The organism is Telluria sp. B2, from assembly GCF_051789535.1.
Classification (GTDB): Bacteria; Pseudomonadota; Gammaproteobacteria; order Burkholderiales; family Burkholderiaceae_D; genus Telluria.
In genome coordinates, this window is the sequence record NZ_CP196525.1 from 1,242,289 (window position 1) to 1,254,718 (window position 12,430).

The 12,430-nt window shown below is 64.9% G+C and carries 7 protein-coding genes; 4 read left to right on the forward strand and 3 right to left on the reverse strand.

Translation table 11 applies throughout. The features are described 5' to 3' along the window. Nucleotides 1-59: 59 nt before the first annotated feature. A complete protein-coding gene (locus ACSUZJ_RS05565) occupies nt 60-2,144 on the reverse strand; it encodes a M3 family metallopeptidase (protein ID WP_499414077.1) in 2,085 nt (694 codons plus the stop codon). 67 nt (nt 2,145-2,211) lie between these two features. Then, nucleotides 2,212-3,120: a bifunctional methylenetetrahydrofolate dehydrogenase/methenyltetrahydrofolate cyclohydrolase FolD gene (folD, locus tag ACSUZJ_RS05570; RefSeq protein ID WP_499414079.1), complete on the reverse strand. Its 909-nt coding sequence runs from the start codon at nt 3,118-3,120 to the stop codon at nt 2,212-2,214. Between the two features lie 484 nt (nt 3,121-3,604). On the opposite strand from folD, the gene aceE reads away from it, so the two are divergent. The 4 genes from aceE to ACSUZJ_RS05590 all read left to right on the forward strand — a co-directional run bounded on the left by aceE (nt 3,605) and on the right by ACSUZJ_RS05590 (nt 10,957). Further along, entirely contained in the window at nt 3,605-6,301 is a 2,697-nt protein-coding gene (gene aceE, locus ACSUZJ_RS05575; RefSeq protein ID WP_499414081.1) for a pyruvate dehydrogenase (acetyl-transferring), homodimeric type, read from the forward strand. Between the two features lie 111 nt (nt 6,302-6,412). Beyond that, nucleotides 6,413-8,068, forward strand: coding sequence for a dihydrolipoyllysine-residue acetyltransferase (gene aceF, locus ACSUZJ_RS05580; RefSeq protein ID WP_499414083.1), 1,656 nt, complete (start codon nt 6,413-6,415; stop codon nt 8,066-8,068). Between the two features lie 12 nt (nt 8,069-8,080). Next, entirely contained in the window at nt 8,081-9,946 is a 1,866-nt protein-coding gene (gene lpdA, locus ACSUZJ_RS05585; RefSeq protein WP_499414085.1) for a dihydrolipoyl dehydrogenase, read from the forward strand. A 138-nt stretch (nt 9,947-10,084) separates the two neighbouring features. Continuing rightward, a complete protein-coding gene (locus tag ACSUZJ_RS05590) occupies nt 10,085-10,957 on the forward strand; it encodes an NAD(P)-dependent oxidoreductase (protein ID WP_499414087.1) in 873 nt (290 codons plus the stop codon). Between the two features lie 304 nt (nt 10,958-11,261). Here the strand turns inward: ACSUZJ_RS05590 and ACSUZJ_RS05595 are convergent, their stop codons facing one another. Further along, nucleotides 11,262-12,395 carry an IS481 family transposase gene (locus tag ACSUZJ_RS05595; protein WP_499409610.1) on the reverse strand — a complete coding sequence of 378 codons (1,134 nt, stop codon included), beginning with the start codon at nt 12,393-12,395 and terminating at the stop codon, nt 11,262-11,264. Between the last annotated feature and the right edge of the window lie 35 nt (nt 12,396-12,430).

Sequence of the window (12,430 nt, forward strand, 5' to 3'; positions counted from 1 at the left end):
TCCCCTGATCAGGCATTACGGTAATGAGTGGGCACGCAGCGCCCACTCAGCGATGTCGCTCAGGCGTTCATGCCATTGTGGCGCAGCAGGGCGTCGATCGAGGGTTCGCGGCCGCGGAAGGCCTTGAACGACTCGAGCGCCGGGCGCGAGCCGCCCACGGCCAGGATCTCGCGCTGGAAGCGGCGCCCGGTCTCGACCGAGATCTCGCCGCCGCCGGCTTCGACGGCTTCCTCGAAGGCCGCATAGGCGTCGGCCGACAGCACCTCGGCCCACTTGTAGCTGTAGTAGCCGGCCGCATAGCCGCCGGCGAAGATGTGGCCAAAGGAGTGCTGGAAGCGGTTGAAGGACGGCGGGATCAGCACCGCGAATTTGCTGCGCACGTCGTCGATCAGTTCCTGCACGGTCTGCTGGCTGTTCGGGTCGAAGTCGTAGTGCAGGTGCATGTCGATCAAGGAAAACTCGACCTGGCGCAGGGTCTGCATGCCCGACTGGAAGTTCTTCGCTGCCAGCATCTTGTCGTAGAGCGCGCGCGGCAGCGGTTCGCCGGTCTTCACGTGGGCGGTCATGCCTTGCAGCACATCCCACTCCCAGCAGAAGTTTTCCATGAACTGGGACGGCAGTTCGACCGCATCCCATTCGACGCCCGAGATGCCCGACACCGACAGTTCCTCGACCTCGGTCAGCATGTGGTGCAGGCCGTGGCCGAATTCGTGGAACAGGGTGGTCACCTCGTCGTGGGTGAACAGCGAGGGCTGCAGCTTGCCATCCACCGTAGCGGGCGGCGTGAAGTTGCAGGTGAGGTAGGCGACCGGGGTCTGGATGATGCCGCCAGTCGTGGTGCGGCGGCCGCGGGCGTCGTCCATCCACGCGCCCTGGCCCTTGCCGGCGCGCGCGTACAGGTCGAAATAGAACTGGCCGACCAGCTCGCCGTCACGCTCGATGCGGTAGAAACGGACGTCCGGATGCCAGACGGGCGCCGTGTCCGGCTTGATCTGCACCGAGAACAAATTCTGCACGACCTTGAACAGGCCTTCGATGACCTTGTGCTCGGGGAAGTATTCCTTCACTTCCTGGGCCGAGAAGGCATAGCGCTTCTCGCGCAGCTTTTCCGAGGCATAGGCCACGTCCCAGGCCTGCATGTCCTCGATTCCCAGCTCGTCTTTCGCGAAGGCGCGCAGCTCGGCCAGGTCCTTCTCGGCGAACGGGCGGGCGCGGCGCGCCAGGTCTTCGAGGAAGCTGATCACGTGCTCGGGGCTCTCGGCCATCTTCGGCACCAGCGACACTTCCGCGAAGTTGCGGTAGTCGAGCAGCTTGGCTTCCTCGTCGCGCAGCTTGAGCAGGGTCGCGATGTTCTCGGTGTTATCCCACTTTTCCAGCTCGCTGAACACGGTGCCGGCATCCGAGGCCTTGGTGGCGCTGGCGCGGTAGATGGTTTCGCGCAGGGAGCGGTTGTCGGCGAACTGCAGGACCGGGAAATAGGACGGGAAATGCAGGGTGAATTGCCAGCCGGCCTTGCCTTCGCGTTCGGCGGCGGCGCGTGCGGCCGCCTTCACGTCCTCGGGAATGCCGGCCAGCTCAGCTTCGTTCTCGACCACCAGCTTGTAGTCGTTGGTTGCGTCGAGCACGTTTTCCGAGAAGCGGGTGGAAATGGCGGCGTGCTGTTCCTGGATTTCGGCGAAGCGCTGCTTCTTGTCGGCAGGCAGCTCGGCGCCGCCCAGGCGGAAGTCGCGCAGGGCGTTCTCGACGATGCGCTTGCGGGCCGGCGACAGCTTCACGAAGTCCGGGTTGGCGCGGATCGCCTTGTACTTGTCGAACAAGGCCTCGTTCTGGCCCAGGGTGGTCCAGAATTCCGTGACCTTCGGCTGGTTCTCGTTGTAGGCGGCGCGCAGCTCGGGCGTGTCGGCCACGTGGTTCAGGTGGTTGACGATGCCCCAGGCGCGGCCCAGGCGTTCGGTCGCTTCCTCGAGCGGCACCACGAAATTGTCCCAGGTCACGTTGTCGCTCGGCGCTTCGAGCCTGGCCACCACCTCGGCGGCCTCCTTGATCAGTTGCTCGATGGCTGGCGTGACATGTTCTGGACGGAACAGGTCGAAGCGCGGCAGGCCCGAGAAATCGAGAAGGGGATTACTGGTGTCAATGCTCATGGTGTTCCTTCCAAGGGTTCCGGCATCGCTCCAGCGAGCGATGCCGTTCGTTCACGCTTAATTGAAATTATGCGACGCCCGGCTTCGGATCCATTCCCGTGGCCTGGTCGAGCCGTTCCTGCCGTTTGCCGAGCACGCGCTCCGCGGACTCGACGGTGTTCATCAACAGCATGGTAATCGTCATCGGGCCAACGCCGCCCGGTACGGGCGTAATGTGCGAGGCCACCTCGGCCACGCCGGCGAAATCGACGTCGCCGCACAGCTTGCCGGCGTCGTCGCGGTTCATGCCGACGTCGATCACGACCGCACCCGGCTTGACCATGTCGGCGGTGACGGTATTGCGGCGGCCGACGGCGGCGACGATCACGTCGGCCTGGCGGGTGTGGTAGCCCAGGTCCGGCGTCGCGCTATGGCAGATGGTGACGGTGGCGTTGGCTTGCAAGAGCAGCAGGGCCATTGGTTTACCGACGGTGTTCGAGCGGCCGATGACGACGGCATGCTTGCCGCGCAGGTCGTAGCCGGTCGACTCGATCAGCTTCATGCAGCCGTAGGGCGTGCAGGGGCGGAAGCCTGGCAGGTTGGCGACCAGTTCGCCGGCCGACAGCACCGAGTAGCCGTCGACGTCCTTGGCTGTCGCGATGGCCTCGATGACCTTGCTCGGATCGATGTGGCGCGGCAGGGGCATCTGCACCAGGATGCCGTGGATGGCCGGGTCCTCGTTCAGGGCCGCGATGCGGGCCAGCAGGGCGGCTTCGGTCAGGTCGGCGTCGTACTTTTCCAGCACCGAATGGAAACCGACGTCGCCGCAGGCCTTGACCTTGTTGCGTACGTAGACCTGGCTGGCCGGGTCTTCGCCGACGAGGATCACGGCCAGGCCCGGCTGTTGGCCGGCGGCAGTGAGTTTGGCCGCGCGCTCGGCGATTTCGGCGCGCAGTTGTTGGGAAAGTTGGACTCCGTCGATCAGTTGGGCTGGCATGGTGTGGCTCATCACTGGACAAAGATGAAATTATAAGGCCGGCACGGGTATCGCGCGCCGCGCTCCGCGCTTCATTGTCATATTTACCGGGTGATCGATGATGAGGAATCGCGGCGGGGTGGAAGCATGCTCGGGGCCGTTCGAGACGGTCACGTCACGATGCGAGGGAGTAGGGTGGACACCTGTGTCCACGCGGTAGGACCGTTGCGAATCGAAACGCATGATGAAAACCCGCTGCGTGCGCGGACGTGCGGTCGCGTTCCGGTTACGCATGGGTTCCATACAGCGTGGACACAGGTGTCCACCCGACCAAACCATGCCGTTCGCATTGCGAATTCCGCATTATGAAATGATATATCGTAATTTGAAAAAGGCTAAGTCCACTGGTAGAATCTGACAGTTAATTTCCGATTGTATGTTCATCAAATCCGCCGCCGGCGATCTGGGGATCGGGGTGGGGCATAAACCAAGGAGACGCACTGATATGTCAGCTCAACTCGACCAATTGACGGCCCAGGCCGCCAATGACCCGGACGCCCTCGAAACCAAGGAATGGCTCGAGGCGCTTGAGGCGGTCATCGAAAACGAAGGCACCGAACGCGCCCACTACCTGATGGAGCGCCTGGTGGACCTGGCGCGCCGCCGCGGCGCCCACATCCCGTTCTCCAGCAACACGGCCTACGTCAACACCATCCCGGCCCACCTGAACGTGAACTGCCCGGGCAACCTGGAATACGAAGAGCGCCTGCGCTCGTGGATGCGCTGGAACGCGATGGCGATGGTGGTCAAGGCCAACCGCGCCGACGGCGACCTGGGCGGCCACATCTCGTCCTTCGCCTCGCTTGCGAACATGCTGGGCATCGGCTTCAACCACTTCTGGCACGCCCCGACCGAAGAGCACGGCGGCGACCTGCTGTACATCCAGGGCCACTCCTCGCCGGGCATCTATGCGCGCGCCTACCTCGAAGGCCGCATCTCGGAAGAGCAGCTGCTGAACTTCCGCCGCGAAGTCGACGGCAAGGGCCTGTCGTCCTACCCGCACCCGAAGCTGATGCCGGACTTCTGGCAGTTCCCGACCGTCTCGATGGGCCTGGGCCCGCTGATGGCGATCTACCAGGCGCGCTTCCTGAAGTACCTGCACGCACGCGGCATCGCCAACACCGAGAACCGCAAGGTCTGGGTCTTCTGCGGCGACGGCGAGATGGACGAGCCGGAATCGATGGGCGCGATCGGCATGGCCGCGCGCGAGCGCCTCGACAACCTGGTCATGGTCGTCAACTGCAACCTGCAGCGCCTGGACGGTCCGGTGCGCGGCAACGGCAAGATCATCCAGGAACTGGAAGCGGACTTCCGCGGCGCCGGCTGGAACGTCGTCAAGGTCATCTGGGGCTCGCAGTGGGATGCGCTCCTGTCGAAGGACAAGGACGGCATCCTGCAGCGCGTGATGATGGAAACCGTCGACGGCGAATACCAGAACTACAAGGCCAAGGATGGCGCCTACGTGCGCAAGCACTTCTTCGGCAAGCACCCGGAGCTGCTGAAGATGGTCGCCAACATGAGCGACGACGACATCTGGCGCCTGACCCGCGGCGGCCACGACCCGCACAAGATCTACGCTGCCTTCAAGAACGCGCAGGAGAACAAGGGCACCCCGACCGTGCTGCTGGTGAAGACCGTCAAGGGCTTCGGCATGGGCAAGTCGGGCGAGGCGCGCAATACCGCGCACCAGACCAAGAAGCTGGACGACGAGGCGATCCGCGAGATGCGCGACCGCTTCAACATCCCTATCCCGGACGACAAGCTGGGCGATATCCCGTTCTTCAAGCCGTCCGACGACGCGCCTGAAATGAAGTACCTGCACGAGCGCCGCAAGGCCCTGGGCGGCTACCTGCCGCAGCGCCGCCAGAAGGCGGACGAAGCCCTGGTCGTGCCGCCGCTGGAAACCTTCAAGGCCGTGCTCGAGCCGACCGCGCCGGGCCGCGAGATCTCGACCACCCAGTCCTACGTCCGCGTGCTGACCAACCTGCTGAAGGACCCGAGCCTGGGCCAGCGCATCGTGCCGATCCTGGTCGACGAATCGCGTACCTTCGGCATGGAAGGCCTGTTCCGCCAGATCGGCATCTTCAACCAGCAGGGTCAGCTGTACGAGCCGGTCGACAAGGACCAGGTGATGTACTACCGCGAAGACAAGGCCGGCCAGATCCTGCAGGAAGGCATCAACGAAGCGGGCGGCATGAGCTCGTGGATCGCCGCGGCGACGTCGTACTCGACGAACAACCGCACCATGATCCCGTTCTACACGTTCTACTCGATGTTCGGCATGCAGCGCGTGGGCGACCTGGTCTGGCTGGCGGGCGACATCCGTGCGCGTGGCTTCCTGATGGGCGGCACCGCGGGCCGCACGACGCTGAACGGCGAAGGCCTGCAGCACGAGGACGGCCACAGCCACATCATCGCGGCCACCGTCCCGAACTGCGTGCCGTACGACCCGACCTTCGGCCATGAAGTGGCGGTGATCATCCGTGACGGCCTGCGCCGCATGGTGGAAGAACAGGAAGACGTGTTCTACTACATCACCATCATGAACGAGAACTACGAGCAGCCGGGCCTGAAGCCGGGCCAGGAAGAGGGCATCCTGAAGGGCATGTACCTGTTCCAGGAAGGCGACAAGGAAGCCTCGACGCGCGTCCAGCTGATCGGCTGCGGCACCATCCTGCGCGAATCGATCGCAGCAAGCGAGCTGCTGAAGAACGACTGGGGCGTCGCCGCCGACGTCTGGTCCGCGCCGTCGCTGACGCTGCTGGCCCGCGACGGCCAGGACTGCGACCGCTGGAACATGGTCAACCCGGGCGCCGAGCAGCGCGTGCCGTACGTGACCCAGCTGATGCAGAACTCGACCGGCCCGATCGTCGCGACCACCGACTACATGCGCCTGTTCGCCGAGCAGATCCGTGCCTACATGCCGAAGGACCGCACCTATAAAGTGCTGGGCACCGACGGTTTCGGCCGCTCGGATTCGCGCGTCAAGCTGCGCGAGTTCTTCGAAGTGAACCGCTACTACGTGACCGTTGCCGCCCTGCGCGCGCTGGCCGACGAAGGCAAGATCGACATGTCGGTCGTGACCCAGGCCATCGAGAAGTACGGCATCGACGCCAACAAGCCGAATCCGGTCAACGTATAAATGCTCTGGTGTTAAGCCGTTGCTGTCCCGTGGAAGGCGCCCCTGGCGGGCTCCCTCCGGGGACGGTGGCGGTTCTTCACTAGGCCGACAAATAATAATGGAGCTAACACTATGAGCATTGTGGAAGTCAAAGTCCCGGACATCGGCGACTTCAAGGAAGTCGAGGTCATCGAGCTGATGGTCAAGCCGGGCGACACGATCAAGGTCGACCAGTCGCTGATCACCGTCGAGTCGGACAAGGCCAGCATGGAAATCCCGGCGAGCCACGCCGGCGTAGTCAAGGAAATCAAGGTGAAGGTCGGCGACAAGGTCGCCGAGGGCTCGCTCGTGCTGCTGGTCGAGGAAGCCGGCGGCGCTGCCGCTGAATCTGCACCAGCCGCTGCACCGGCCGCCGCTCCGGCCGTTGCCGAAGCTGCATCCGCACCTGCCGCCGCCCCGGCCGCCGCAGGCGGCATCGTCGAAGTCACCGTGCCGGACATCGGCGACTTCAAGGAAGTCGAAGTCATCGAACTGATGGTCAAGCCGGGCGACCAGATCAAGGTCGACCAGTCCCTGATCACCGTCGAATCGGACAAGGCGAGCATGGAAATCCCGTCCAGCCACGCCGGCACCGTCAAGGAAATCAAAGTGAAGGTCGGCGACAAGGTCGCCGAGGGTTCGCTCGTGCTGCTGGTCGAGACGAGCGGCGGCGCGGCCGCGGCTGCGCCTTCCTCCGCTCCTGCTGCCGCACCGGCTGCCGCTGCACCGTCCGCACCGGCCGCTGCGCCTGCCGGCGCCGCACCTGCTGCCCCGGCTCCGGCCGCAGCCGCCCCAGGCCAGGGCGTCACCGGCTCGAAAGCCCACGCCTCGCCGTCGATCCGCAAGTTCGCCCGCGAACTGGGCGTGGACCTGGCGCGCGTGCCGGGCACCGGTCCGAAAGGCCGCATCACCCAGCAGGACGTGCAGAATTTCGTCAAGGGCGTGATGGCTGCTCCGCCTGCCGCCGCAGCCGCGCCAGGCAAGGCCGGCGGTACCGGCGTCGGCCTGGACCTGCTGCCATGGCCGTCGCTGGACTTCTCGAAGTTCGGCCCGACCGAAACCGTGGCCCTGCCGCGCATCAAGAAGATCTCCGGTCCGAACCTGCACCGCAACTGGGTCATGATCCCGCATGTGACCCACTTCGAGGACGCCGACGTCACCGACCTGGAACAGTTCCGCGTCGATTCGAACGCCGCGCTGGCCAAGCAGAAGTCGAACGTCAAGCTGACCATGCTGGCTTTCGTCATCAAGGCATCGGTCGCCGCGCTGAAGAAATTCCCGCAATTTAACTCGTCGCTGTCGGAAGACGGCGCCAGCCTGATCGTCAAGCAGTACTACAACATCGGCTTTGCCGCGGACACCCCGAACGGCCTGGTAGTGCCGGTCGTGAAGGATGCCGACAAGAAGACCATCTCGCAGATCGCCGTCGAAATGGGCGAACTCTCGGCCCAGGCACGCGAAGGCAAGCTGTCGCCGGCGAACATGCAGGGCGCGACCTTCACGATCTCGTCGCTGGGCGGCATTGGCGGCACGGCCTTCACGCCGATCATCAATGCGCCGGAAGTCGCGATCCTCGGCCTGTCGAAGTCGGCGATGAAGCCGGTGTGGGACGGTTCCACCTTCCAGCCGCGCCTGATGCTGCCGCTGTCGCTGTCCTACGACCACCGCGTCATCGACGGCGCCGGCGCCGCGCGCTTCGCCGCCTACCTGGCCGACGTGCTGGCCGACCTGCGCAAGACCCTTCTGTAAGGAGCGCCGAGCATGAGTACTGTTGAAGTAAAGGTCCCGAACATCGGCGACTTCAAGGACGTCGAGGTCATCGAGCTGCTGGTCAAGCCGGGCGACACGATCAAGGTCGACCAGTCGCTGGTCACCGTCGAATCGGACAAGGCCTCGATGGAGATCCCGTCGACCCACGCCGGCGTGGTGCAGGAACTGAAGGTCAAGGTCGGCGACAAGGTGAACGAAGGTTCGCTGCTGCTGACCCTCGATGAAAGCGCTGCGGGCGCTGCGCCTGCTGCTGCGGCTCCGGCTGCCGCTCCTGCTGCCGCGTCGGCTGCGCCTGCCGCGCAGATCGGCGCGCAGGCGACTGCCCCGACCGCGGCCGCCGGTCCGACCGACTCCTATGCGCCGGCCCACAAGGCCGACGCCGCCGCCCCCGGCGCGGTGCCTGCCCCGGCAGGCGCCAGCTACAGCGGCCAGGTCGACATCGAGTGCGAAATGATGGTGCTGGGCGCCGGCCCCGGCGGCTACTCGGCCGCCTTCCGTTCGGCCGACCTGGGCATGAACACGGTGCTGGTCGAGAAGTACGCAACGCTCGGCGGCGTCTGCCTGAACGTGGGCTGCATCCCGTCGAAAGCGCTGCTGCACGTGGCGCACATCATGGACGAGACCGCGCACATGGCCGACATCGGCGTTTCCTTCGCCGCACCTAGCGTGGACATCGACAAGCTGCGCGCCTACAAGGACAAGGTCATCAAGACCATGACCGGCGGCCTGGCCGGCATGGCCAAGGCGCGCAAGGTCAACGTGGTGCAGGGCGTGGGCCAGTTCCTGAGCCCGAACCACATCGAAGTCACCGGCCCGGACGGCGCGAAGAAGGTCGTGAAGTTCGCGAAAGCGATCATCGCGGCTGGTTCCTCGGTCGTGAAGCTGCCTTTCGTGCCGGAAGATCCGCGCATCGTCGACTCGACCGGCGCGCTGGAGCTGCGCCAGGTACCGAAGCGCATGCTGGTCATCGGCGGCGGCATCATCGGCCTGGAAATGGCGACCGTGTACTCGACCCTGGGTGCGCGCATCGACGTGGTCGAGATGATGGACGGCCTGATGCAGGGCGCGGATCGCGAGGCCGTCAAGGTCTGGCAGAAGTTCAACGCCCAGCGCTTCGACAACATCATGTTGAAGACCAAGACCGTCGGCGTGGAAGCGCTGCCGGAAGGGATCAAGGTAACGTTCGAGTCGGCCGAAGCCGGCCAGCCGGCGCCGCAAGCCCAGGTCTATGACCTGGTGCTGGTGGCCGTGGGCCGCAGCCCGAACGGCAAGAAGATCGCCGCCGACAAGGCCGGCGTGGCGGTCACCGACCGCGGCTTCATCCCGGTCGACGGCCAGATGCGCACCAACGTGCCGCACATCTTCGCCATCGGCGACCTGGTGGGCCAGCCGATGCTGGCGCACAAGGCCGTGCATGAAGCCCACGTCGCGGCCGAAGCCGCGCACGGCGAAAAGGCTTTCTTCGATGCGAAAGTCATTCCGTCGGTGGCCTACACCGATCCGGAAGTGGCATGGGTCGGCCTGACCGAAGACGAAGCCAAGCAGAAGGGCATCAAGGTCGAGAAGGGCCACTTCCCGTGGGCCGCCTCGGGCCGCGCCGTCGCCAACGGCCGCTCGGAAGGCTTCACCAAGCTGCTGTTCGACGCCGAGACCCACCGCATCATCGGCGGCACCATCGTCGGCACCAGCGCCGGCGACATGATCGGCGAGATCGCTCTCGCGATCGAAATGGGCGCGGACGGCGTGGACATCGGCAAGACCATCCACCCGCACCCGACCCTGGGCGAGTCGATCGGCATGGCGGCGGAAGCCTACGAAGGCGTTTGCACCGATTTGCCGCCGCCGCGCAAGCGTTGAGCTGCAGGCTGGTCGCGAGGCTAGCCGCAAGACATGCAACCGGGACCGCAAGGTCCCGGTTTTTTTTCGCGCCGCATTTCCCCGAATGCTGCTTCAATGAGCACATCGGCCGCGGCGCGGCACATATGAGGAGCGAACATGGAAATCGGATTCATCGGCCTGGGCGCCATGGGGCGCGGGATGGCGGCCAACCTGCTGAAAGCCGGGCACCCCTTGCGGGTGTGGAACCGCAGCCCAGGACCGATGCAGGAACTGGCGGTGCAGGGCGCACACGCCGTCGGTAGCCCGGCCGAGGCGGGCGCGGTCGACGTGCTGTTCACCATGCTGGCCGACGACGCCTCCACGCGCGCGGTGCTGGTCGAGGGCGGCGCGCTCGACGCGCTGAAACCCGGCAGCATCCACGTCAACATGGCGACAGTGTCGGTGGCCTTTGCGCGCGAGATGGCGGCGCTGCATGCGGAGCAGGGCGTCGGCTATGTCGCCGCGCCGGTGCTGGGCCGGGTCGACGTGGCTGCGGCCGGCAAGCTGAACATCGTCGCGGCGGGACCGGACGAGCTGATCGGGCGCGTGCAGCCGCTGTTCGACCTGATGGGGCAGAAGACCTGGCGCTTCGGCGACGCGCCGGAGCAGGCCAACGCGGTCAAGTTGGGCACCAACCTCAGCCTGGCCTGCGCGATCGAGGCGATGGGCGAATCGGCGGCGCTGGCCGGGGCGCACGGCATCCCGGCCGCGGATTTCCTCGACCTGCTGAGCCAGACCCTGTTCGCCGGCTCGCCCGTCTACAAGGGCTATGGCGGCATGATCGCGCAGGAGCGCTACAGCCCGGCCGGCTTCAAGCTCTCGCTCGGGCTGAAGGACGTGGGGCTGGCCAACGATGCCGCGGCCGAGCAGGGCCTGCGCCTGCGTTTCGGCTCGGTCCTGCGCGACACGCTGCAGGAAGCGGTGCAGCGCGGCGACGGCGATCTCGACCTGGCCGGGCTGGCGCGGATGTCGAAGCCCGAATCACGCTGAACAGGCTGATAAAACCACCTACGTCACGGTAGGGTGGGCACGCTGTGCCCACGCGTTACGTGCGCCTCCATTCTCGTTGGCGGTGGCCCGTCGCCCGCTGGCGCCAGAAAACATCGCGGTCGTCGGCAATGCACGTCGTAGAAATGATGCGTCCAGACCTCGTCCGAGCGATACGGCGGCGGGCGATACGCAACAGTCCCGGGCCGCACGGACACGCACGCAACGCGTGGGCACGGCGGGTGTTTAGCACAGGGACATAGGTAACACCTGTCTAGAGACATGGGTAACACTGCGTGGTGCTATTTTAGCTGCTGGTGAGGTCGATCTGTGCAACCTGTTGGTGGCAGAAGATGACGTTGAAGACGCCGTCCTGATCCGTCGCTCTGATTGCCACAGGCTCTTGGTACAAACCTTCACCCACAAAGTAACTGCGGCCCTTGAAATTGATCTGGCCGTGCCGCTGTACGGTACGCACGATGTCGCCGTCGTCATATTCGATCGGCGGCAGGTGGGATGGAAAACTGCGCGCACTGGGCTGGTAGCGGGTGGCGGGAGCTTTTTGTCCCAGTGCCTCGTGGGGACGAATCAGGTTGTATTGGTCGCGCCAGGCATCGAAGGCCTCCTGGCACGCGGCAAGCGAGCCATAACCGTAGCGCTCCAGGAGTTCGCGCTTGAGCGTTCGATGAAACCGCTCGTCCTTGCCCTGCGTTTGCGGATGGTGCGGACTGCTATGGCTGACGCGGATACCCAGGCGTACCAGCCACACCTCGAGCCGCGAGATGGATTTATGCCCGGCTGTTCCCCAAGGCGCACCGTTGTCGCAGGTAATGCGCTGCGGCAGTCCATATTTTTGAAACGTCCTTGTAAGCACAGCCTTTGCCTGCGGGCCGTCTTCGCCCGAGCACGCAGCCAGACACAGCGAAAAGCGGGAGTGATCATCCAGTACTGTCAACGGATGGCAGCGGCCGGCCGCTGCATTGGTCAAGGCAAAATGGCCTTTGAAATCCATCTGCCACAAGCTGTTCGGTTCCTCGTGTTCGAAGCGTCCCTTGGCAGGCTTGGTCTGGCTGACATGAGGCACTAGTTGGCGCCCATGCCGTCTCAAAATGGCAGCAATGGTGTTTGGATGCGGTTTGCCCGCGGTCTCGGGGAGCAGTGCTTTGAGCTTGCGGGCACCCCAGCAGGGATACTTGTCGTGCAGGGCCAGCACTGCCGCCTCCAACTCGGCACCGCATCGCTTGGGCGACGACAGAGGACGGCGTGAGCGCTCTTGCAGCCCTTCCGGGCCGTGCTTCCGATACAAATCGAGCCACTTGTAGCCAGTCTTTCGGCTGACGCCGAAAGACTGGCAAAGCGCTGTCATGTTGCTGTCAGACGCATCCGCCAGCATGGCAAATTCAAGACGAGAGGACATACGGGAACTTTCCTTCCAAGGCATCGCACACTCCACTTGTTAGCTGTGCAATGATCATA